Annotated in this window: 21 protein-coding genes; 13 read left to right on the top strand and 8 right to left on the bottom strand. The window is 59.6% G+C overall.

The window, feature by feature from the left end; genetic code table 11:
- Positions 1–47 precede the first annotated feature (47 nt).
- From SK54_RS05120 to SK54_RS05100, 5 genes are read left to right on the top strand one after another with little or no spacing between them, the layout of a single operon-like run.
- Entirely contained in the window at positions 48–2,672 is a 2,625-nt protein-coding gene (locus tag SK54_RS05120; protein WP_048246843.1) for a fimbrial biogenesis usher protein, read from the top strand.
- The gene (locus SK54_RS05115; protein ID WP_048246840.1) at positions 2,673–3,680 is read left to right on the top strand and encodes a fimbrial protein; all 1,008 of its coding nucleotides are present in this window, start codon (positions 2,673–2,675) and stop codon (positions 3,678–3,680) included.
- Positions 3,681–3,689: 9 nt separating this feature from the next.
- Entirely contained in the window at positions 3,690–4,235 is a 546-nt protein-coding gene (locus SK54_RS05110; RefSeq protein ID WP_053070153.1) for a fimbrial protein, read from the top strand.
- Positions 4,236–4,244: 9 nt separating this feature from the next.
- Positions 4,245–4,766: a fimbrial protein gene (locus SK54_RS05105; protein ID WP_017692635.1), complete on the top strand. Its 522-nt coding sequence runs from the start codon at positions 4,245–4,247 to the stop codon at positions 4,764–4,766.
- Positions 4,759–5,475, top strand: a complete 717-nt coding sequence (locus SK54_RS05100) for a fimbria/pilus periplasmic chaperone (RefSeq protein ID WP_017692634.1) — start codon at positions 4,759–4,761, stop codon at positions 5,473–5,475. The genes SK54_RS05105 and SK54_RS05100 overlap by 8 nt, the downstream gene beginning before the upstream one ends.
- Before the next feature lie 34 nt (positions 5,476–5,509).
- Here the strand turns inward: SK54_RS05100 and SK54_RS05095 are convergent, their stop codons facing one another.
- Positions 5,510–6,112, bottom strand: coding sequence for a helix-turn-helix domain-containing protein (locus tag SK54_RS05095; RefSeq protein ID WP_017692633.1), 603 nt, complete (start codon positions 6,110–6,112; stop codon positions 5,510–5,512).
- Between the two features lie 42 nt (positions 6,113–6,154).
- On the opposite strand from SK54_RS05095, the gene SK54_RS05090 reads away from it, so the two are divergent.
- Entirely contained in the window at positions 6,155–6,844 is a 690-nt protein-coding gene (locus SK54_RS05090; RefSeq protein ID WP_048246837.1) for a B3/B4 domain-containing protein, read from the top strand.
- 187 nt (positions 6,845–7,031) lie between these two features.
- Here the strand turns inward: SK54_RS05090 and lsrG are convergent, their stop codons facing one another.
- The 6 genes from lsrG to lsrA are packed head-to-tail and all read right to left on the bottom strand — an operon-like array spanning position 7,032 to position 12,717.
- Complete coding sequence (gene lsrG / locus SK54_RS05085) at positions 7,032–7,325, bottom strand: (4S)-4-hydroxy-5-phosphonooxypentane-2,3-dione isomerase (protein ID WP_003862606.1); 294 nt, start codon at positions 7,323–7,325, stop codon at positions 7,032–7,034.
- The gene (gene lsrF / locus SK54_RS05080) at positions 7,322–8,209 is read right to left on the bottom strand and encodes a 3-hydroxy-5-phosphonooxypentane-2,4-dione thiolase (protein ID WP_006812055.1); all 888 of its coding nucleotides are present in this window, start codon (positions 8,207–8,209) and stop codon (positions 7,322–7,324) included. Before lsrF ends, lsrG begins: the two co-directional genes overlap by 4 nt.
- Positions 8,210–8,220: 11 nt before the next feature.
- Positions 8,221–9,222, bottom strand: coding sequence for an autoinducer 2 ABC transporter substrate-binding protein LsrB (gene lsrB, locus SK54_RS05075; protein ID WP_017382416.1), 1,002 nt, complete (start codon positions 9,220–9,222; stop codon positions 8,221–8,223).
- A 1-nt stretch (position 9,223) separates the two neighbouring features.
- Positions 9,224–10,201, bottom strand: a complete 978-nt coding sequence (gene lsrD, locus SK54_RS05070; protein ID WP_048246835.1) for an autoinducer 2 ABC transporter permease LsrD — start codon at positions 10,199–10,201, stop codon at positions 9,224–9,226.
- Positions 10,202–11,233: an autoinducer 2 ABC transporter permease LsrC gene (gene lsrC, locus SK54_RS05065; protein ID WP_048246834.1), complete on the bottom strand. Its 1,032-nt coding sequence runs from the start codon at positions 11,231–11,233 to the stop codon at positions 10,202–10,204.
- Positions 11,230–12,717, bottom strand: coding sequence for an autoinducer 2 ABC transporter ATP-binding protein LsrA (gene lsrA, locus SK54_RS05060; RefSeq protein WP_032655185.1), 1,488 nt, complete (start codon positions 12,715–12,717; stop codon positions 11,230–11,232). Before lsrA ends, lsrC begins: the two co-directional genes overlap by 4 nt.
- A gap of 215 nt (positions 12,718–12,932) precedes the next feature.
- On the opposite strand from lsrA, the gene lsrR reads away from it, so the two are divergent.
- The 3 genes from lsrR to SK54_RS05045 all read left to right on the top strand — a co-directional run bounded on the left by lsrR (position 12,933) and on the right by SK54_RS05045 (position 17,723).
- On the top strand, positions 12,933–13,904 hold the full coding sequence (gene lsrR / locus SK54_RS05055; RefSeq protein ID WP_015571933.1) for a transcriptional regulator LsrR: 972 nt from the start codon (positions 12,933–12,935) through the stop codon (positions 13,902–13,904).
- A gap of 32 nt (positions 13,905–13,936) precedes the next feature.
- Positions 13,937–15,517, top strand: a complete 1,581-nt coding sequence (gene lsrK, locus SK54_RS05050; RefSeq protein ID WP_048246831.1) for an autoinducer-2 kinase — start codon at positions 13,937–13,939, stop codon at positions 15,515–15,517.
- Positions 15,518–15,701: 184 nt separating this feature from the next.
- Positions 15,702–17,723 (top strand): NADPH-dependent 2,4-dienoyl-CoA reductase, encoded by a 2,022-nt coding sequence (locus tag SK54_RS05045; RefSeq protein WP_040118135.1) that lies wholly within the window; start codon positions 15,702–15,704, stop codon positions 17,721–17,723.
- A gap of 132 nt (positions 17,724–17,855) precedes the next feature.
- Here SK54_RS05045 and rlmG read toward each other — a convergent pair whose 3' ends face one another.
- On the bottom strand, positions 17,856–18,992 hold the full coding sequence (gene rlmG / locus SK54_RS05040) for a 23S rRNA (guanine(1835)-N(2))-methyltransferase RlmG (protein WP_015571936.1): 1,137 nt from the start codon (positions 18,990–18,992) through the stop codon (positions 17,856–17,858).
- 83 nt (positions 18,993–19,075) lie between these two features.
- On the opposite strand from rlmG, the gene SK54_RS05035 reads away from it, so the two are divergent.
- The 4 genes from SK54_RS05035 to sstT all read left to right on the top strand — a co-directional run bounded on the left by SK54_RS05035 (position 19,076) and on the right by sstT (position 23,362).
- Positions 19,076–19,579 carry a YgjP-like metallopeptidase domain-containing protein gene (locus tag SK54_RS05035; RefSeq protein ID WP_003862622.1) on the top strand — a complete coding sequence of 168 codons (504 nt, stop codon included), beginning with the start codon at positions 19,076–19,078 and terminating at the stop codon, positions 19,577–19,579.
- Between the two features lie 70 nt (positions 19,580–19,649).
- The gene (locus tag SK54_RS05030) at positions 19,650–20,648 is read left to right on the top strand and encodes a Gfo/Idh/MocA family protein (RefSeq protein ID WP_048246829.1); all 999 of its coding nucleotides are present in this window, start codon (positions 19,650–19,652) and stop codon (positions 20,646–20,648) included.
- A gap of 251 nt (positions 20,649–20,899) precedes the next feature.
- On the top strand, positions 20,900–21,865 hold the full coding sequence (locus tag SK54_RS05025; RefSeq protein WP_017694290.1) for a TerC family protein: 966 nt from the start codon (positions 20,900–20,902) through the stop codon (positions 21,863–21,865).
- A gap of 255 nt (positions 21,866–22,120) precedes the next feature.
- Positions 22,121–23,362: a serine/threonine transporter SstT gene (gene sstT, locus SK54_RS05020; RefSeq protein WP_017382425.1), complete on the top strand. Its 1,242-nt coding sequence runs from the start codon at positions 22,121–22,123 to the stop codon at positions 23,360–23,362.
- Positions 23,363–23,404 lie beyond the last annotated feature (42 nt).

The raw sequence follows: 23,404 nt of genomic DNA, 5'->3' as shown, positions 1-23,404 counted from the left end.
TTACGTATGACGTTTTGTCATTAAAAGCCTCGCAGGTAAGGGAAGACATGAAGCGTGTTCAGCCACGAAGATTTTACGCGCTCGTCAGAGCGTCGCTAACGCCGCTGGCGTTGACGATTGCGGGACTCCTTTCGTCCATCACCGTGCGCGCGGAGTATTTTTTTAACCCGGCATTTTTGTCGAGCGATCCTTCCGCCGTGGCGGATCTCTCCCGTTTTTCAACAAATGGCCAGGCGCCGGGCGTCTATCGCGTGGATCTCTGGCTGAATGGAACATTTGTCACCACCCGCGATATCAACTTTATCGCCAGAACCGTAACGGACGGAGCCGTACAGGGCGACGACACGGGGCTAATGGCCTGCCTGACGCCCAAAGCGTATGAAAACCTGGGCGTCAACGTTCAGGCATTCCCGGCGCTGGCCGCCGCGAAAGCCGACAGCTGCGTGGCCATTGCCGCCATTATTCCGGCCGCTGCCACTCTCTTTAATTTCGAACAGCAGCGTCTGGAAATCAGCATTCCGCAGGCCGCATTACGCAACAACGCGCGCGGCTATATCCCGCCAGAGCAGTGGGATGAAGGTATTAACGCTCTGCTGCTGAACTATAACTTTAGCGGCTCATACAGCCGCGATCGCAGCGAAAACGGCACAACCCACAAAAGCTATTTCCTCGGCCTGAACAGCGGGGTGAATCTTGGTGCGTGGCGTCTGCGGGACTACTCGACGTGGAACTACTATAACAGCGACGAGAACCGCCATAGCGAATGGGAACATATCAACACCTATCTTGAGCGGACGGTGATTCCGCTAAAGGGCAGACTGACGGTGGGCGATAGCTATACCTCGTCGGAAATTTTCGACAGCCTTCCCTTTCGCGGCGCGCAGATCGCCTCGGACGACAACATGCTGCCAGACAGCATGAAAGGCTTTGCGCCCACCATTCGCGGGATTGCCAAAAGCAACGCGCAGGTCACCATCAAGCAGAACGGCTATAGTCTTTACCAGAGCTACGTTCCGCCCGGCGCCTTCGCCATTAACGATCTCTTCCCAACCTCCTCCAGCGGCGACCTCACGGTAGAAGTGAAGGAGACGGACGGCAGTATCTCCCGCTATTCCGTTCCTTACTCCGCCGTACCGCTCCTCCAGCGCGAAGGGCGGGTGAAGTATGCCCTGACGGCGGCACAGTACCGCAGCAATAACGGTCAGCAGGACGAGGTGAATTTTGCCCAGGGCACGCTGATTTGGGGGCTACCGCAGGGCGTAACCGTCTATGGCGGCTCACAGCTTTCCGGCGATTATTACGCGCTGGCTCTTGGCGCTGGCCTCAATATGGGCAACTTTGGCGCCGTCTCTTTCGACGTTACCCACGCGCGCAGTACGCTGGCCGACGACACCAGCCATACGGGGCAGTCTCTTCGTTTCCTGTATGCCAAATCCCTCAACAAGATGGGTACGAACTTCCAGCTGCTGGGCTACCGCTACTCCACGTCCGGGTTCTATAACCTGGATGAGACAACCTACACACATATGCAGGGCTATACGGGCGATGCGGAGCAGGATGACGCGAATGAGGCCATGAACTGGCTGGACTACTACAACCTCAACTGGACTAAACGCGGCAAGCTTCAATTCAATATTTCGCAGCAGCTAGGCGGGCTCGGCTCGCTGTTCGTGACCGGAAGCCAGCAGAGCTACTGGCACACGGACGACAAAAACACGCTCGTCCAGGTGGGATACAGCGGTACCTGGGCCGGGATCTCATACAGCCTGACCTACAACTACAACAAATCGCCGGGCATGTCGGATAGCGATGAGATTTATGCGATTAACCTTTCCTTCCCGCTTAGCCAGTGGCTTTCACCTGCCAATGACGTCAGTCAGAAGCGGAACTACGCCTATGCCACCTACGGCATGAGCGCCAATAAACATGGAGAAACATCTCAGAACGCGGGGATTAACGGCACGCTGCTGGCGGAGAACAACCTTAACTACAGCGTGCAGGAAGGTTATGCCAGCCAGGGGGCTGGCTCGCAAGGTTCCGCCAGTCTGGAATACGATGCCGCCTACGGCAACGCCAGCCTGGGCTACAACTACAGCGATAACGGCGATTATCGGGAAGTGACCTACGGCCTGAGCGGAGGCGTGGTAGCCCACCGCAACGGCATCACCTTAAGCCAGCCACTGGGTGATACCAACGTGCTGATTGCCGTACCGGGCGCAGCGGACGTCAGCGTCGAGAATGAACCCGGTATCCATACCGACGGACGCGGCTATGCGGTGGTGCCTTACGCCTCGGCCTACCATCTGAACAGGATGGCGCTGGACATTAACTCCCTCTCAGACGCCATGGATATCGATGATGCCGTCACCAGCGTGGTGCCGACCCACGGCGCCATCGTGCGCGCCACGTTTAACGCCCGTCTGGGCGCACGCGCGCTGGTAACGCTGCGCTACCACGGCAAGCCGGTGCCGTTTGGCGCCATGGTTTCCCGCGACGATAACGGCAGCGACACCATCGTAGGCGAAGAAGGCGAAACCTACCTCTCCGGCCTGAGCCAAAAGGGAGTGTTGAAGGCGCAATGGGGAGAAGGGGCGGATAAGCGCTGTACGGCCAACTACCACTTACCTGAAAGCAAACAGCCGCTGCTGCGGATCACCATGGAGTGTTCATAAATGAAATTAAGGATGATGCTTCTCTCTGCCGCTGGGCTACTTTTTTCGCTGAGCAGCCTGGCCGCAACGTGCAAAAACGCTAACGGCGGAATTTCCATGGTGAATTACGATCTGACCACCACGCTCACCACGGATCAAAACATCAAGGACAACGGTACAGAGCTGAACCGAACCCAGGATATCCACGTCAACGCCACCTGTCCCCCAGGCAACTGGGAGAAGCGCACCTATCGTACCTATATCTCACCTTTCCCCGTGGTCAAAACGGAAGGCGAGTGGAAATATTTACAGCTTGATCCGGATTATATTATCGGTGCGATGAAAATCCATGATGCCACCATCGGCGATTTTTATCCGCCGGTGGAGTATGTCCACATGGGGGGGCACGAAGAGGTGGATACGGGCGGCGTCTTCCCGGTGAACGACAGCAATCTGACCTTCAAAATACAGATTGTCAGGCCGTTCATCGGCTCGGTCGTGATCCCGCCGAAACTGATGTTTAACGTCTATGTCACCACGACGGAAAATGACCGGCCCACCGTAATCGTTTATCAGATCACCTACAGCGGCGTAATAACCGTCCCGCAAAACTGCGTGATTAACGCCGGGCAAACCGTCACCGTCGATTTTGGGGCACTCTACCACGGCGATTTCACCCAGGCCGGACAGCGACCCGACAGCGTAGCGCCAAAAACCTTTACCGTGCCGATCGAATGCAACGCTGATGTCAACTCACCGGCGCAGCTCACCCTGCGGGTACAGGGGACGGCAGACGCTCGTTTCGCCAACGCGCTGGCGACGGATAACCCGGACGTGGCCGTCGTCGTGACCAGCCCGCAGGGCGAGATCCTGCGGCCAAACGTGTTCTCAAGCAGCGTCCCCTTTACCACGGATATGTCAGGACGCGCGGACGTGACGCTGCAAGCCTACCCCATCAGCACCACCGGGCAGTCGCCAGAGGTGGGCGTCTTCAGGGCGCTGGCGCTGTTACGCATTGATTTCGCCTGAGGAAGCGTAATGACCATTTCATGGAAAAACACCGTATGGCTGAGCGTGGCCCTGTTAAACCCGCCGCTGGTGAAGGCTGACGACACAAGCTTTAACGTGCAGTTTATCGGCACCATCGTTGGGGAATCCTGTAACGTCGATACTAACAGCGCAGAGCAAACGATCGACCTGGGTGAATTTACGACAGAGGAATTTCCGCGCGTGGGCGCCACGACACCGGAAAAGCAGTTTGCCATCACGCTCAAAAACTGCACCCGCGCAATCGGCGGCACGACCGTCTGGTTTACCGGCGACGCGGACGCCAACGATCCCACGCTGCTTGCCCTCTCAGATACGGGAAAAGGGACGCAGCACATGATGGCGACCGGACTGGCAGTCGAACTGCTCGACAGCGCGCGGGCGTCTGTCCCGATCAATAATACCGAGTCGCCGCTATATCCCCTGCTGCCGGGCGATAACACGCTGACCTTCTTCCTGCGCTATAAATATACGCTGCCGACGGTCACCACCGGCAACGCCACCGCCGTGATGTATTTCGATCTGCTTTACCAGTAAGGAGACAGAATGACGATCCTGAACAGGTTATTTATCTGTTGCGCGCTGCTGTTGTCAGGCAAGACGCTCGCCCATGACGGCACGGTCTATATTACCGGCGTGGTGAAAGGCAAAACCTGTATTGTCTCCCCCGGCTCGGAACAGCTGGTAGTGGAGATGCATGATGTGGCGGCCCGCCAGCTGGCCGGGCAAAAAAACGAAACGCCCTATGAGCCGTTCACTATTAACCTTGAAGCCTGCGGCGCCGGGTTATCCGCCGTCAGCACCCATTTTGAAGGCACGCCGGACGGTAACAATAGCGATCTGCTGGCCCTGACCGGCGGGCCGGACTATGCAACCGGCGTGGCTATCGGCCTCTATAATCCTGATAAATCGCTGATCGCCATGGGGGATGAAAGCCTGCCGTTCGCGCTAAGCAATGACCAGACCACCCTGGCGCTGCATTTTTACGCCCGCTACCTCGCCGTGACGAACGCCGTTACGCCGGGGGTGGCTAACGCTGCCGCCACCTTTGTGCTGACCTATGCGTGAGGCCAGCCTGCTGAAAAAAGCGGGGATAGCCCTGCTGACCGCCGCGTCTTTCTGGCTCTTGCCTGCTCAGGCCGGGGTGGTGATTGGCGGCACGCGGTTTGTTTATCCTCAGGATCAGCGCGCTATCAGCGTCACCGTGCGCAATAAGTCCTCGCTGCCGTATCTGATTGGCACAAAAATTTATCGCGGCGGCCGATGGCCGGGGGCGCAGCAGCCCCCCGAAGCGGCCACCGCGTGGTTTACCGCGACGCCGCCACTTTTTGCACTCCAGCCCGGACGTGAGAATAAGATCCGTCTGTTTCGCGCCGATGCGCCGCTTCCTGCCGATCGCGAAACGCTTTTCACGCTAAGCATTGCCTCCATTCCGGCCAGCCAGCGTCACAGCGATAACGTTCAGATGGCGGTACGTTCCAGCATGAAGTTTATCTATCGCCCGGAGGGGATTCAGGGCGAACCGGCGCTGGCCTATCGTCAGCTACGCTGGCAGCTGACCGCCGACGGGCTGACGGTTGAAAACCCGTCGCCTTATTACGTTACGCTGTATCAGCTTTCCGTTAACGGAACGCGGGTGGATAACGCCGGCGTTGTCGCCCCTCTGAGCCAGCGACGAACGGACTGGTGTAAAGGGACTGTCAGGTGCCAGCTCACCTGGCAGTCGCTGAGCGACGAGGGGCGGATATTGCCCTCGATCGCCCGCACGGTGAAATAATTGCTCGCGGGGGTATCCTGGCAGCGGACCGACACTAGCGGTGAAACTCCGCTACCGTCATGGTAAAGCGCAGCACTTTTTCTCCCTCATTGGCATAGCCGTGCGCCGCTTCCGTTTTCGCTACCGCCGACGCGCCAGCATTAACCTGTACCACCGTCTCGTCCACCGTCAGGGTTAATATGCCTTCGTTCACGTGCAGCAGCTCAAACGTTCCCGCGGGATGTCCCGGAGAGGTGAAAGTCTCTCCCGGATGCATCTCCCACTGCCACAGCTCAATCATGTCCGGGCCTGCGGTGCCTGCCAGCAATCTGGCATAACCGCCCTGTGCGCCCTGCCACAGAACCGGGATCGCCTCTTCCTGAATAATGTGTACCTGCGGCTCGCTGGAGACGTTAACGATGTCTGCCACCGAGACGCCAAGCGCGGCGGCCAGTTTGCACAGAATGGCAATGCTGGGGTTGGCAGCCCCTTTTTCGATCTCCACCAGCATGCCTTTGCTGACGCTGGCGCGGCGGGAAAGCTCGTCCAGCGACAGCTTTTTCTCTTTCCGCCAGCTGCGGATACGGTTCGCCACGGCCAGGCTTACCTGGGCGACATCGGCGCCCGCATCGGTCATTATATTGACTTTATCAGTCATTGGTCACTACCATGGTATAAAACAGTCAATACAGGATTATTTATGTCTCTTCTAACACCGTCAATAGATTCGCGACTTGTCGGGATCGCGCCCGGCTTTCGGGCGCTGAGCATTCTGGTTGAAGCTGCCCCGATTACCCAACCGGAGGTTGCGCCCGCTGCGCTGGCGCAGGCCTGCCAGCAGATGCTCAATGATGATGTGCCCTGGGCAGAAAATCATCTCGCCGCCTGGGATGAGGTGTTTAAAGCCTTTGGTGCAAAACCCAAACGTACGCCCTGCTCGGCCTCGGCCCTGCGCAAGCGCGTGATGAGAGACGATTCGCTGCCGCCGCTCGACCCGGTGGTGGATATCTATAATGCCATCAGTATCCGCTACGCTATTCCGGTAGGGGGAGAAAATCTGGCGGCTTACTCGGGAGCGCCGCGCCTGACGCTGGCCGACGGCAGCGAGCCGTTTGATACCTTTAAAGAAGGTGAGCCGGTTGTAGAAAATCCGGAGCCAGGCGAAGTTATCTGGCGTGACGATCTCGGCGTCACCTGCCGCCGCTGGAACTGGCGACAGGGGGTACGCACGCGTCTGGACAGTCAGGCGCAGTCCATGTGGTTTATTCTCGAAAGCCTGCCGTCGATGCCGCTGGCGGCATTACAGGAAGCTGGCGATGAGCTGGTGAGCAATCTGCAAAAGCTGATGCCGGGCGCGACGGCGCGTATTCAGTTGCTGGAGCTGGCGTGAACAACGCCGGGTGGCGCTTCGCTTACCCGGCCTACAAATACTGCATATGTAGGCCCGGTAAGCGCAGCGCCACCGGGCAAACATCGCACCATCCCCCGTAGGCCCGGTAAGCGCAGCGCCACCGGGCAAATACCGCACCATCTCGCCCCCGTAGGCCCGGTAAGCGCAGCGCCACCGGGCAAAGCCGCTACTCCGGCAACAACCCGACAAAACTGCGTTTTTTGCGCGGCTCCGACATCAATTCCTCAAGCTTGTCCACGCACGCCAGATAGTGCGGGGTTTGCTTATGCGCCAGCACTGCCTCTTCGTCCTTATAGGCTTCGTAGATAAAGAAGCGGGTTTTCACCCTTGGATCCTGCAATACGTCAAAGCGCAGGTTGCCCGGCTCCTTGATCGCCCCCTCGTGGTTGGCGCGAAATACCTCCAGAAACTCGTCTACCCGCTCGGGTTTAATATTAATCTCCACCAGCGTCACGTTCATTTTGCTTCTCCCTGTTTCTCTTCCTGCCAGAACTGAAACGCCTCCCGGGCGCTCATGTTCTCGTGAACCACTTTCTTCACCGCTTTCAGCATGGCGAGTGGCGCGCTGGACTGGAAGATATTCCGCCCCATGTCCACGCCGGACGCCCCCTGGTCAATCGCCCGCCAGCACATCTCCAGCGCCTCGTGCTCGGGCAGCTTTTTGCCCCCGGCGATCACAATCGGCACCGGGCAGCTGGCGGTCACTTTTTCAAAGCCCTCGTCCACGTAGTAGGTTTTGACGAACTGCGCCCCCATTTCGGCCGCGATGCGGCTGGCCAGCGAGAAATAGCGCGCGTCGCGCGCCATCTCCTTGCCGACGCCCGTCACCGCCAGCGTCGGCATGCCGTAGCGCGCCCCCGCGTCCACCAGCTTGATGATGTTGTTGATCGACTGATGTTCAAATTCGCTGCCGATATACACCTGCGCCGCCACCGCGCAGACGTTCAGGCGCAGGGCGTCCTCCATCGCCACCGCCACGCACTCGTTGGACAGCTCGCCCAGAATCGAGTTACCGCCGGAGGCGCGCAGCACCACCGGTTTGTTCGTCGCGGCAGGTACCTGGCTCCTGAGGATGCCGCGGGTACACATCAGCACGTCGGTCTCACCAAACAGCGGCGCGATGGAGAGGTCGATACGCTCAAGACCGGTGGTCGGCCCCTGAAAGTAGCCGTGGTCAAAGGCCAGCATCACCGTGCGGTTGCTCTGTGGGTTGAAGATGCGCGCAAGCCTCGACTGCATGCCCCAGTCCAGCGAGCCGCAGCCCTTCAGGGTGTACGGCACATTCTGCTGCGGCGTGCCGATGCCAAAATCCTTGCCGTCTTTGATGTCATCTAAATCAGCCATTTGCTCCCCCGTCAGAAATCGTATTTGTTGATGTTCTCTTTGGTGAACACCACCCGCTCCGGCAGCAGCACGATGCCGTTGCCCTTCGCCTCATACTGGTAGCCCTGCACGCTGTTCGGCTCGACCTTCAGCGTCCCGATATCTTTCACGTCGACGCTGTCGCCAGGGTTTAGATCGCCTTTTTTCAGTAAACGATCGGCGACATTGACCGCAATTTTGCCCTGTTGCACCACATCCCACAGGCCGAAGGCTTTCACCGTGCCGCGCTCAACGTACGGGCGCATCACGTTCGGCGTGCTGAAGCCGACAATCGCCACCCCTTCCCGTTTCAGGTTTTCCGCCGCCTGTGCCGCGGCTGGCAGGGCGTTGGCGTCCGGGGCGATGATCGCATCCAGATCCGGATACGCTTTTAAGATCCCTTCGGCGGTTTGCAGAGATTTGGTGGCATCGTTATAGCCAAACTGGGTGGTGACGACCTGCCACTGAGGATGATCTTTCTCGATTTTGGCCTTTGCCTCTTTCACCCACTGGTTCTGGTCGGTAACGGTCGGGCTGGAGTAGAAGAACGCCACTTTCGCGTTCGGTTTGGTGACCTGTTTGCCCGCCATCTCCACCAGCAGGCCGCCGAGCTGCTCCGGCGTTCCCTGGTTGATGTAGATGCTGCGGCACTCCGGTTTGGTGTCGGAATCCCAGGTCAGGACCTTGACTCCGCGCTGCATCGCGCGCTTCAGTGCCGGGCAGAGGCCGTCCGGCGACACGGCGGAGACGATAATGGCGTTATAGCCCTGGTTGACGAAGTTATTGATCAGCTGCACCTGGCCGGAGACGCTCGGCTCGGTCGGGCCGTCGTAGGTCACGTCCACGCCGAGATCTTTCCCCGCCTCTTTCGCGCCGTTGCCGCCGCTGGTGAAGAATCCCACGCCTACCAGTTTCGGGATAAAGGCAATGCGGTCCGCCGCCTGCGCCGAAGCGAAGCTGAGGGCCATTGCCAGGACGAATAGTTTTGTTTTCATCTTACGCTCCGGATAGTTTTCTGAAGAGAGAACGCACCCATTCGCGGTGCAGACTCAGCGAACGTCCCATCACCACCACAACCAGCAGCGCCCCTGACAGCGCGCTCGACACCTGGTTGGGGATGCCGACCATCTGTAAACCCTGTTGCAGGTACCCCACCAGCAGCGCCGCCAGCGCCGTACCGACAACCGAACCTGACCCGCCGTAGATATTTGCCCCGCCGAGTACGGCGGCGGTGAGCGCGGGCATGAGTAAATCGCGCCCCAGATCCGAGCGCGCGGAACCGAAATAGGAAACCATCACCAGGGCGGCAACCGCCGAGGCTACCCCCACCAGGCCGTACAGCGCATACGGCATGCCGTTCACCGACAGCGCCGCATAGCGCGCCGCGCGCGGGTTCTGCCCAATCAAAAACAGATGCCGACCAAAGCGCCCGCGGTGGGTAATCAGCCAGAAGAAAGCGGTAATCACCGCGAACAGCACCAGCGGGATCGGCAGGCCCACCACCGTGAGGTTAGCGAACGCCGTGAAGCCATCCGGGAAGCCGCCGATCCCCTCGTAGCCCGTCGCCCCCGCCATGCCGGAGAGCAGCAGCGCCCCGCCGCCGTAGAGGTAGAGCGTGCCGAGGGTAATGACCAACGGGCTGATGCCGGTGTAGTGGATCAGCGCCGCATTCACCAGCCCGCACAGCAGGCCGAGCAGCAGCGTCAGAGGGATGGCAACCGCCATCGGCCACCCTGCCTGCATCATCACCCCCAGCGCGATGGCGCACAGGCCGATGGTTGAGCCGAGGGAAATATCGATCCCGCCGCTGATAATCACAAGCGTAAGCGGCAGCGCCACGATGCCAATGCAGATAAAGTCGCTGGTGCTGAACATCAGCATGTTGATATCAAGCATGCGCGGGTTGATGGCGCCGAAGAGCAGGATCTCCAGCACCAGTAAAATCAGCAGCGCGCTTTCCCAGTTAAGCCTCATTTACGCCACCTCTTTTTTGCGTTTGGGAAACGGGGTAACGTGCTTTCCCCCTTTGTTACCCGGCTGGAAACGGCTGTATTTCAGCGCCCGCTGATGCCGTGAGAGCGCCTGACGCAGCCGCCCGTCGAGCACCAGCACACCCAGCAGCACCAGCCCGGCGATAAAGTCGTTCCACCAGGCCGGGAGCCGGAACAGCACCAGCACGGTATCGATTTGGGTGAGGAAGAATGCTCCCAGCAGAGCACCGATCAGCGTGCCCGTGCCGCCCAGCAGTGAAATGCCACCGAGCACGCAGGCGGCGATGGCTTTCATCTCCAGCCCGCTGCCGGTCTGGTTGGGCACAAAGCCAATCTGCGCGGCAAACACAATCCCGGCGCAGGCCGCCAGCATGCCGTTGAGGGTAAAGGCGATCATGCGGGTGCGGTTCACCGCCACGCCCAGCTGGCGCGCGGCGGCGAGGTTATCCCCCACGGCGTAAAAATCACGTCCAAAGGCGGTGCGCGACAGCGTCCACGCGCCGATGGCCGCGATAATCAACACCAGTATGCCGAGCGGCGAAATGCCGACGGCGGCGGGCTCAGAGAGAGATTTCAGCCCCGGCGGCAGCCCTTCTATCCACTTCCCGCCGGTCCACAGCAGCATCGCCCCACGATACAGCCCCAGCGTGCCGAGGGTGGCGACAATCGCCGGAATGCGCAGGCCCACCACCAGAAAACCGTTGAACGCCCCCGCCAGCGCGCCGAGCGACAGCGCGAAGAGAATGGAAACGGGCAGGCTGTAGCCGCCGTTCAGCGCCACGCCGACGGCAATAGCGGAAAGCCCGACGGTGGAGCCGACGGAGACGTCAATATTGCGGGTCAGCATCACCAGCGCCGCGCCGATAGCCAGCAGGATCAAGATCTGCGAGCTGGCGAATATCATCCCCAGCGTCTGTAAGCTCAGGTAGGACGGGTTCAGCGCCACCAGCACGGCAAAGAGCGCCAGAATGGCGAGAAATGCGCTCAGCTCGCGGTTTTTCAGTAAGATCTTCATGATTGCCCTCCAAACGCCAGCGCCATCATCCGGTCGAGGCTGACGGCCTGGCGCGGCAGCTCGCCGCTGAGTACGCCCTGGTGCATTACCAGCACCCGATCCGCGAGGCCGGGAAACTCATCGAGATCGCTTGAGATCATCAGCACCGCCACGTTCTGCGCCGCCACGCTTTTCAGCAGCTGATAAATATCAGCGCGCGCCGATACGTCCACGCCGCGCGTCGGTTCATCGACGATCAGCAGCAGCGGATTGGCCTCAAGACAGCGCGCCAGCAGCACCTTCTGCTGATTACCACCGGAGAGCGTGCGCACGGTTTGATCCGCATGGTTGAGCTTGATCCCCAGCGCCCGGTGATAGCGTTCCACTACCGCAGACTCCCGCTTTCGCTGCTGCCAGAGCGACGGCTCGTTCAGCGCCACGGTGTTCCAGCGGATCGGCGCGTCGAGAAACAGGCCGGACACCTGCCTGTCTTCCGGCAGATAGACCAGCCCTTTTTGCAGGCGTGAACTGACCGGATCGGCGGTGATCTCCTGGCTCTCCAGCCACACCCGCCCGCCGCGAACCGGACGCAGGCCGTAGAGCGTTTCGGCAAACTCGGTGCGCCCGGACCCCACCAGCCCGGCCAGACCGACAATCTCCCCGGCGTAAATCTCAAGGCTGAGATCGATAAAGCCCTCCCCGGTGAGCGCTTCCACGCGCAGCACGGGAAAATCCTGCGCCTGGGTGCGGCGGTTGCCCGGCAGCGCCAGCCACAGCTTTTGCGTATCGCTCAGGGATGCTTCCCGGCTTACAGGCGTCATGGCGGCGATCAGGGCGTTATCGTCAAAATGCGCAGTTTCGCCGCTGAGCACCACCGCGCCGTCGCGCATCACTGAGACGTGACTCGCCAGCTGTCGAATCTCCGGCAGCTTATGCGAGATAAAAACAATCCCGACGCCAAGATCCTGCAAGGCGCGGATCTGGCGAAACAGCCGTTCGGTTTCACCGGGCGTCAGCGAGGCCGTGGGTTCATCAAGGATCAGAATTCTGGCGTTGCGCATCAGCCCGCGCAGGATCTCCACCATCTGCTGGTCCGCCACCTCGAGGGTGCTGGCGGTAGCGTCGAGGTTAAGCTGGCATTGCAGCTGCCGGAGTTTTTCCGCCAGGCGTTTTTCCCGATCGCGCTCTCGCGGCAGACGAAACAGGATGTTTTCCCGCACCGTCAGGTTGGGAAATAGCAGCGGCTCCTGCGGCACCAGATAAATGCCTAACCTGTGCGCCTGCGCCGGGGTAAGCCGTGCAAAAGACTCACCCGCCACCGAAAGTTCACCGCTATCCGGGGTTTCTACCCCGGCGATGATCTTCATCAGCGTCGATTTTCCCGCGCCGTTACCGCCCATCAGCGCATGCACCTGCCCCGCAAGCAGCGTAAAATCAATGCCTTTTAAGACCGGTACGCCTGAAAACTGCTTGCTGATATCACGCGCGTCGAGAAGTGGTGTCATCATCGCTCCGCTATTGAACAAATGATTTTTAGATTTAATAATGTTCAAAAGCGTAGACGGTGAACTATATTTACAACCGTGCAGGGATCACAGTTTTATCGATTGAGATTCAGATAAAGCGGAAACGATCGAAAAGATCCGTTTTGTCGCGTGGCTCACATTTTCACGTCGCACCATCACGAACATATGATCTAAATTTTTATAAGAGTTCAATTATGAGCGATAAACGCACTGCGGAAGAAGGACGGTTTGCCGGGCTGGCACTGGCGGAAGAGGAGCTGGTGGCGCGCGTGGCCTGGTGCTACTACCACGACGGGCTGACCCAGAACGACATCGGCGAACGGCTCGGGCTGCCGCGCCTGAAGATCTCCCGCCTGCTGGAGAAAGGCCGTCAGTCCGGGGTGATCCGCGTGCAGATCAACTCCCGCTACGAGGGCTGCCTGGCGCTGGAAACCGAGCTGCAACAACGATTTGGCCTGAAGCTGGTGCGCGTGATGCCCGCCCTGAATACGCCGCCGATGAACGTGCGGCTGGGCATTGGCGCGGCACAGTCGCTGATGGGCGTACTGCAACCCGGCCAGCTGTTAGCGGTGGGCTTCGGTGAAACCACCATGAGCAGTCTGCAACACTTAAGCGGCTTTATCAGCTCGCAGCAGATCCGCCTGGTGACGCTCTCCGGCGGCGTCGGGCCGTATATGACCGGTATCGGCCAGCTGGATGCAGCCTGTAGCGTCAGCATGATCCCCGCCCCGCTTCGCGTGTCATCCGCTGAAGTCGCCGGGATCTTAAAGCGCGAAACCAGCGTGCGGGACGTGATCCTCGCCGCCACCGCGGCTGACGTGGCGGTGGTCGGGATTGGCTCGGTAAACCAGCGCCGCGATGCAACGATACTGCGCTCCGGCTATATCAGCGAAGGTGAACAGCTGATGTACGCCCGTAAAGGCGCGGTGGGCGATATCCTTGGCTATTTCCTTAATGCCGAAGGGGAATGCGTTGAGGAGCTGGAGATCCACAAAGAATTACTGGGCGTCACGCTCGATGAACTGGCGCAGCTGCCCACCATCGTAGGCGTGGCCGGAGGGGAAGAGAAAGCCGATGCGATTTATGCCGCACTGAAAGGTCGCCGTATTAATGGCCTGGTGACGGAAGAGACGACAGCCCGCGCGGTGCTGGCTCTGGCCGGATAAGAGCAGCCCTGCGCCTGACACGAGGCAAGCTCATGAGTTACCTTTTAGCGTTAGATGCAGGGACAGGCAGCGTTCGCGCCGTGATTTTTGATTTACAGGGCAACCAGATTGCCGTTGGCCAGGCCGAGTGGAAGCACCTGAGCGTGGAGAACGTGCCGGGCTCGATGGAGTTCGACCTCGACACCAACTGGCGGCTGGCCTGCCGGTGTATTCATCAGGCGCTGGAGCGCGCACGCCTGAGCGCGGCGGATATTCAGTCCGTCGCCTGCTGCTCGATGCGCGAAGGGATTGTGCTGTACGACCGCAACGGCGAGGCTATCTGGGCCTGCGCCAACGTCGACGCCCGCGCCAGCCGCGAGGTGGCTGAACTCAAAGAGATCCACGACTACCGGTTTGAATCCGAAGTGTATGATGTTTCCGGCCAGACGCTTGCCCTCAGCGCCATGCCGCGCCTGCTGTGGCTGGCGCACCATCGTCCGGATATTTATCGTAAAGCCGCCACCATCACCATGATCAGCGACTGGCTGGCGGCGAAGCTCTCCGGTGAGCTGGCGGTCGATCCGTCCAATGCGGGCACCACCGGCATGCTGGATCTCTTCTCCCGCGACTGGCGTCCGGCGCTGCTCGACATGGCCGGGCTGCGCGCCGATATCCTCTCCCCGGTGAAAGAGACCGGCACCGTGCTGGGCGCTGTCACCAAAGAGGCCGCGCAGCAGAGCGGCCTGCGCGAAGGCACACCGGTGGTGATGGGCGGCGGCGACGTGCAGCTGGGCTGTCTGGGGCTGGGCGTGGTCCGCGCCGGACAAACGGCGGTTCTCGGCGGCACCTTCTGGCAGCAGGTGGTGAATCTGCCGCAGGTGCGCACCGACCCTGAGATGAACATCCGCGTAAACCCGCACGTCATCCCCGGCATGGCGCAGGCGGAGTCGATCAGCTTCTTTACCGGGCTAACCATGCGCTGGTTCCGCGACGCCTTCTGCGCCGAAGAGAAGCTGATTGCCGAACGAATGGGAATGGACACCTACTCCCTGCTCGAAGAGATGGCGAGCCGCGTCCCGGCGGGCTCCCACGGCGTAATGCCGATCTTCTCCGACGCGATGCATTTTAAGCAGTGGTATCACGCAGCGCCGTCGTTTATTAACCTCTCCATCGACCCGGAAAAGTGCAACAAAGCGACGCTGTTCCGCGCGCTGGAAGAGAACGCGGCCATCGTCTCGGCCTGCAACCTGGCGCAGATTTCGCGCTTCTCCGGCGTGACGTTTGAGAGCCTGGTGTTTGCGGGTGGCGGGGCCAAAGGCGCCCTGTGGAGCCAGATTTTAAGCGACGTTACCGGGCTGCCGGTGCGCGTGCCGGAAGTGAAGGAAGCGACGGCGCTGGGTTGCGCGATTGCGGCAGGTGCTGGCGCGGGGTTGTTTGCGGATATGGCTTCGACGGGCGAGCGGCTGGTGAAGTGGAGCCGCGAGTTCACGCCGAACCCGCAGCACCGCGAACTGTACGACAGCATGATGCAGAAATGGCAGGCGGTGTATGCCGACCAGCTGGGGCTGGTGGACAGCGGGCTGACGACGTCGATGTGGCAGGCACCGGGGCTGGTGCGCGCAGCGGCGCCGTAAAATACGCCGGATGGCGCTGCGCTTATCCGGCCTACGGTTTGTAGCCCCGGTAAGCGCAGCGCCACCGGGGAAGTTCTTTGAGATCTATCACAATCATTCGATCCCGCTTTTACCTTTCCGCTGCCGCTGGCTAAATTAGTAACTCATCCGACCACATAACAATAATTTTACACTGGAAGAGACTATGAGCCGCTACCCGTCGCTATTCGCCCCCCTCGATCTGGGGTTTACCACCCTTAAAAACCGCGTGTTGATGGGCTCGATGCACACCGGGCTGGAGGAGCGTCCGGACGGGGCTGAACGTCTGGCAGCCTTCTATGCCGAGCGCGCGCGCCACGGGGTGGCGCTGATTGTCACCGGCGGCGTAGCCCCTGCACCTTCCGGGGTGACGATGGAGGGCGGCGCGGTGTTGAACGATGCGTCACAGCTGCCGCACCACCGCATTGTGACCGACGCGGTCCACCGCGAGGGTGGCAAAATCGCCCTGCAAATTCTGCATACCGGGCGCTACAGCTATCAGCCGAACCTGGTCGCCCCCTCGGCTATTCAGGCGCCGATTAACCGCTTTACGCCCCATGCCCTCAGCCACGACGAGATCCTGGCCCTGATAGACGATTTTGCCCGCTGCGCGGCGCTGGCGCGGGAAGCGGGCTACGACGGGGTGGAGGTGATGGGCTCGGAAGGCTACCTGATCAACGAATTCCTCGCCGCCCGCACCAACCAGCGCGACGACGAATGGGGTGGCGACTATGCCCGCCGGATGCGTTTTGCCGTGGAGGTGGTGCGTGCGGTGCGTGAACGTGCGGGTGCGGATTTTATTATCATCTTCCGCCTGTCGATGCTCGACCTGGTGGAGGGCGGCGGCACGTTCGACGAAACCGTGCAGCTGGCGCAGGCGATTGAAGCCGCTGGCGCCACCATCATCAACACCGGGATTGGCTGGCACGAAGCGCGCATCCCGACCATCGCTACGCCGGTGCCGCGCGCGGCGTTCAGCTGGGTAACGCGCAAGCTGAAAGGCAAAGTCTCCGTTCCACTGGTCACCACCAACCGCATTAACGATCCGCAGGTGGCGGACGATGTGATCTCCCGCGGCGATGCCGATATGGTATCGATGGCACGCCCGTTCCTCGCGGATGCCGAACTGCTCTCCAAAGCGCAAAGCGGCCGTGCGGACGAGATTAATACCTGCATCGGCTGCAACCAGGCGTGTCTGGATCAGATCTTCGTCGGCAAGGTCACCTCCTGCCTCGTTAACCCCCGCGCCTGCCATGAAACCAAAATGCCGATCGTTCCTGCGGTCAACAAGAAGCGTCTGGCCGTGGTGGGTGCAGGGCCGGCGGGCCTGGCGTTTGCAGTCAATGCCGCCTCGCGCGGGCACAGCGTGACGCTGTTTGATGCGCTGGCGGAAATCGGCGGGCAGTTTACTATCGCCAGACAGATCCCCGGCAAAGAGGAGTTCTACGAAACGCTGCGCTATTACCGCCGGATGATCGAGGTGACGGGCGTCGATCTGCGGCTTAAACAGTTTGTCAGCGCGGCGGATCTGATCGGTTTCGACGAGGTGATCCTCGCGAGTGGGATCGCCCCGCGCACGCCAGCGATCGAAGGCATCGATCATCCGAAGGTATTGAGCTATCTGGATGTATTAAGGGACAAAGCGCCGGTTGGCGAGAAGGTGGCGATCATCGGCTGCGGCGGGATCGGTTTTGATACCGCGATGTATTTAAGCCAGCCGGGCGAAGCCACCAGCCAGAACATCGCTGAGTTCTGCGTGGAATGGGGCATTGATACCAGCCTCAGTCAGTCCGGTGGTTTACGCCCGGAAGGTCCGCAGCTGCCGAAAAGCCCGCGTCAGATCGTGATGCTCCAGCGTAAAGCCAGCAAGCCGGGTGAAGGGCTGGGGAAAACCACGGGCTGGATCCACCGCGCCACCCTGCTCTCGCGCGGGGTGAAGATGATCCCGGGGGTGAGCTACCAGAAGATCGACGACGACGGGCTGCACGTGCTGATCGGCGGCGAACCGCAACTGCTGCGCGTGGATCATGTGATTTTGTGCGCCGGGCAGGAGCCGAAGCGGGATCTGGCGGATCCGCTGCGTGAGGCGGGAAAAACGGTGCATTTGATCGGCGGGTGCGATGTGGCGATGGAGCTGGATGCGCGGCGGGCAATTGCGCAGGGGACAAAACTGGCGCTGAGTATTTAACGGCATCGCCCGGTGGCGCTTCGCTTACCGGGCCTACAATGGCCTCGGACCCGTAGGCCCGGTAAGCGAAGCGCCACCGGGCATTTGAAACCGTAGGCCTGTGCAAGCGAAGCGCCGCCAGGCAAAGCGATCTTACCGACGACGTCCCAGCTTCACCGATTTCAGCACCACGAATTTGTTATTGGTGGCAATGGTGACGCAGTTGCCGAAAATCTTCTTCAGCTTGTGGAAGTAGTCCAGGTGGCGGTTGGCCACGATATACAGCTCGCCGTTGATTTTCAGGCAGCGGCGCGCGTGGTGGAACATCTCCCACGCGACGTTATCCGTCAGGGCGTGCTTCTGGTGGAACGGCGGGTTACAGAATACCGCGTTGAAGCGGAAAGGCTCTACGCCCGACAGCGCGTTATTGATCATAAACTCGCAGCGATCCAGTGCCTCCGGCAGGTTGGTTTCCACGTTCAGACGGCTGGACGCCACCGCCATTGGCGATTCGTCGCTGAACACCACGCTGGCCTCCGGGTTCTTCGCCAGCAGCGTCAGGCCAATCACGCCGTTACCGCAGCCGAGATCAACGATTTCCCCTTCCAGGTTTTCCGGCAGGTGTTCCATAAAGAAGCGTGCGCCGATATCCAGACCGGTGCGGGAGAAAACGTTCGCGTGGTTGTGGATGGTCCAGTCGGTACCTTCCAGTTTCCAGCTCAGCGTCTCCGGCGCGTCGGCCAGCGCCGGTGCGCTGAAGGTACAGTTGATCAGGCGCGCTTTTTTCCAGGCAAGCGTAGTGGTGGTCGGGCCGAGCACTTTCTCGAACAATTCCAGCGTCGAGGTGTGAATATCGCGCGCTTTGGCACCCGCGATAATACGCGTATCCGGCGTCACGACCTTACGCAGCGCGCGAAGCTGCTGCTCCAGCAGCGCCATGGTTTTGGGCACTTTAATCAGCACCACGCCCGGCGCCTGCGGGTAGTCCGCGGTGCTGTCGAGGAACTTCACGCTGGATTCTTCGATATCGTTGTGACGCAGGTTTTCACGCGTCGCCAGCTCGCTTAAGTAAGAATCGCCGATACTGTAAGGCGCATGTTCCGCCAGCGCGCAGGCCAGCGCGCCAAACGCGTCATTCAGGATCAGAACCGGGCCGCTGATTTCAGTCCCATCCAACTGTTGCAGCAGATATTCATCCGCCGCTTCCCACGCCTGAAGCGGGTTAACGTCGTCCGTTTCCGGGAAACGTTTAAGGTTGAGTGAACGGAAACCGTTGTCTAAGTGGCTCATCGGCCCTCCTGAATGGTAAAATTTGGCGTATCCCTGAAAAGGGTGCGTGAGTATACCCGTTTTCACACTATTTTGGGGTTTTGATGAACCAGCTGACTTATCTCCAGGGCTATCCGGAGCATTTACTTTCCCAGGTTCGTGACCTGATTGCCGCGGGAAAGCTCGGCGCGGTGCTGGAAAAACGCTACCCGGGCACGCATGATTTCGCGACTGACAAAGCCCTCTGGCAGTATACGCAGGATCTGAAAAACCAGTATCTTAAGAGCGCCCCGCCGATCAACAAGGTGATGTACGACAATAAGATCCACGTGCTGAAAAACGCGCTCGGCCTGCATACCGCCATCTCCCGCGTACAGGGCGGCAAGCTGAAGGCCAAAGCGGAGATCCGCGTCGCGACTGTCTTTCGCAATGCGCCGGAAGCCTTTCTGCGGATGATCGTGGTGCACGAGCTGGCGCACCTGAAAGAGAAAGAGCACGACAAAGCGTTCTACTCCCTGTGCTGCCATATGGAGCCGCAGTACCACCAGCTGGAGTTTGATACCCGTTTGTGGCTGACGCATTTATCGTTAAAGAGTAATGCGCAGTAGCGCACGCGAAATGTCATGATGACGTGCTACAGTGGCTTTAGGTTCCCTGCTACGGAGTACGTAAACGTTTATGATACGTTTCGCAGTCATCGGTACGAACTGGATCACGCGCCAGTTCGTCGACGCCGCCCACGAAACCGGCAAATATAAGCTCACCGCAGTCTATTCCCGCAGCCTTGAGCAGGCGCAGAGTTTTGCGAATGACTACCTGGTTGAACATCTGTTCACCTCGCTCGATGAGATGGCGCAAAGCGACGCCATTGACGCGGTCTATATCGCCAGCCCGAATTCTCTGCACTTCCCGCAAACGAAGCTGTTCCTCAGCCACAAAAAGCATGTGATCTGCGAGAAGCCGCTCGCCTCGAATATTGAGGAAGTGGAAGCCGCCATTGCGCTTGCCCGCGAAAACCAGGTGGTACTGTTTGAAGCGTTCAAAACCGCCAGCCTGCCGAACTTCCTGCTGTTGCAGCAATCGCTGCCGAAAATTGGCAAAGTGCGTAAAGCCTTTATCAACTACTGCCAGTATTCCTCGCGCTACCAGCGCTACCTGGAGGGCGAAAACCCGAACACCTTTAACCCGGCCTTCTCGAATGGCTCGATTATGGATATCGGTTTTTACTGCCTGGCCTCTGCGGTCGCCCTGTGGGGTGAACCGCACGGCGTAACCGCCACCGCCAGCCTGCTGGAGAGCGGCGTGGATGCACACGGCGTTGTGGTGCTGGACTACGGTGATTTTAGCGTGACGTTGCAGCACTCGAAGGTCAGTGACTCCGTACTGCCAAGCGAAATTCAGGGCGAAGACGGCTCGCTGGTGATCGAAAAAATCTCCGAATGCCAGAAGCTGAGCATCGTTCCCCGCGGCGGCAAAGCGCAGGAGCTGACGCAGCCTCAGCATATTAACACTATGCTCTATGAGGCAGAGGTCTTCGCCCGTCTGGTAGAAGACAACGAAGTGAACCACCCGGGGCTGGCGATCAGCCGCACCACGGCGAAGCTGCAAACGGAGATCCGCCGACAGACTGGCGTGATCTTCCCCGCAGACGGCGTGAATGTGGAAGCCGTCGCGTAAAACTGTGTAATGAAATCGTGCAGACCATTGACGAAACCGATGGTCTGACATAATTTGTTACCTGCAAAGGGGAGTAACTTCTTCGCCGGTGGATCGTCATTACGATGCGTGCAAAACCGCATCCGGTCGCCGGGCAACCTTCGTGGTTGTAAGTGAGACCTTGCCGGAAGGCGAGGTCTATGCATAAAAAGCTAACGGCTATCGTCTTCTGACCATGGCCGTTTTTGTTTTTTATGTGTAAGGAAAATAGTATGCATTCTGTCGGCACTCCAATGCTGTGGGGCGGATTCGCGGTTGTCGTGCTCATCATGCTGGCAATCGACCTCTTTTTGCAGGGCCGTCGCGGCGAGCACGGCATGAGCGTCAAGCAAGCCGCCGTCTGGTCGCTGGTATGGGTTACCCTCTCACTCCTCTTCTGCGCCGCCTTCTGGTGGTATCTGGCCTTAACCGAAGGCCGCGCGGTGGCCGATCCTCAGGCACTCGCCTTCCTCACCGGCTATCTGATTGAAAAAGCGCTGGCGGTTGATAACGTCTTCGTCTGGCTGATGCTGTTCAGCTACTTCGCCGTACCTGCGGCTCTGCAACGTCGCGTGCTGGTGTACGGCGTGCTGGGCGCTATTGTCCTGCGTACCATCATGATCTTCGCCGGTAGCTGGCTGATTACCCAGTTCGAATGGCTGCTGTATGTGTTTGGCGCGTTCCTGCTGTTCACCGGGGTAAAAATGGCGCTGGCGAAAGAAGACGATACCGGTATCGGTGATAAGCCGCTGGTGAAGTGGATCCGGGGTCATCTGCGCATGACGGACAAGATCGAGAGCGAGCATTTCTTCGTGCGTAAGAACGGCCTGCTGTTCGCCACCCCGCTGCTGCTGGTGCTGATTCTGGTCGAACTGAGCGACGTGATTTTCGCGGTGGACAGTATCCCGGCTATCTTTGCGGTCACTACCGACCCGTTCATCGTGCTGACCTCTAACCTGTTCGCCATCCTCGGCCTGCGTGCGATGTACTTCCTGCTGGCGGGTGCGGCAGAGCGCTTCTCAATGCTGAAGTACGGTCTGTCGGTGATTCTGGTGTTTATCGGTATCAAGATGCTGATCGTCGATTTCTACCATATTCCGATCGCCATTTCGCTCGGCGTGGTGTTTGGCATTCTGCTGGTGACGCTGATTATCAATACCTGGGTTAACCGCCAGCACGATAAGAAGCAGCAGGCTTAGTGCGTTTTGCCCGGTGGCGCTACGCTTACCGGGCCTACAACGTCACCCCGTAGGCCGGGTAAGCGTAGCGCCACCCGGCACTTTCGTTAACCAATAGTTAAAAAACATGACACAACACGTAAAATCCAGCATTTTACGCTTCCGCCTTTCGCTGCTTTCCCTGATACTCAACCAGGCAAACAAATACTTACATCCGGACACAAATGTGACTTAGAGCACATCAGGATGGAACGCAATTTCACTCAGGAATAACGTATGAGCACACAATCACGCGGTCTGTTCGCGCGCCTGGCGCAGGGCAGTCTTGTAAAACAAATTCTGGTCGGGTTGGTACTGGGTATTCTGCTGGCGATGGTGTCAAAACCTGCCGCGGAAGCGACGGGGCTGCTCGGCACCCTTTTCGTTGGCGCACTGAAGGCCGTCGCCCCGGTACTGGTGCTGATGCTGGTGATGGCGTCGATTGCCAACCACCAGCACGGACAAAAAACCAACATTCGCCCTATTCTGTTCCTGTATCTGCTGGGAACCTTCTCTGCTGCCTTAACGGCCGTGGTGTTTAGCTTCCTGTTCCCGTCCACGCTGCACCTGACCAGCGCGGCCGGTGATATCACCCCGCCGTCCGGGATTGTGGAAGTGCTTCGCGGTCTGCTGATGAGCATGGTCTCTAACCCCGTCACCGCGCTGATGAACGCGAACTACATCGGCATCCTGGTCTGGGCGATCGGTCTGGGCTTCGCGCTGCGTCATGGTAACGAGACCACGAAAAACCTGGTGAACGATATGTCCAACGCTGTCACCTTTATGGTGAAGCTGGTGATTCGCTTTGCGCCAGTCGGGATCTTTGGTCTGGTTTCTTCGACGCTGGCCACCACCGGTTTCGATGCACTGTGGGGCTACGCGCAGCTGCTGGTCGTCCTGGTCGGCTGTATGCTGCTGGTGGCGCTGGTGATCAACCCGCTGCTGGTGTTCTGGCAGATCCGCCGCAACCCGTATCCGCTGGTGCTGACCTGCCTGCGTGAAAGCGGCGTGTATGCCTTCTTCACCCGCAGCTCGGCGGCAAACATTCCGGTCAACATGGCGCTGGCGGAGAAGCTGAATCTGGATCGCGATACCTATTCGGTGTCGATTCCTCTGGGTGCAACCGTGAACATGGCAGGTGCGGCGATCACCATCACCGTGCTGACGCTGGCGGCGGTGCATACGCTGGGCATTCCGGTGGATCTGCCAACCGCGCTGCTGCTGAGCGTCGTTGCATCACTGTGTGCCTGTGGCGCATCCGGCGTGGCGGGCGGCTCGCTGCTGCTGATCCCGCTGGCCTGTAACATGTTCGGTATTCCGAACGAGATTGCCATGCAGGTTGTCGCGGTCGGCTTCATTATCGGCGTATTGCAGGATTCCTGCGAAACCGCGCTGAACTCCTCTACCGACGTGCTGTTTACCGCGGCGGCCTGTCAGGCGGAAGATGCGCGTTTAGCGAAGAACGCGCTGCGCAGTTAAAAAGAAAAGCCCGGTGGCGGCTACGCCTTACCGGGCCTACAG

The organism is Enterobacter sp. MGH120 (assembly GCF_001037725.1).
GTDB lineage: Bacteria > Pseudomonadota > Gammaproteobacteria > Enterobacterales > Enterobacteriaceae > Enterobacter > Enterobacter hormaechei_C.
Note: the sequence above shows the minus strand (reverse complement) of the source record. Positions and strands in the feature narration are given on the sequence as shown.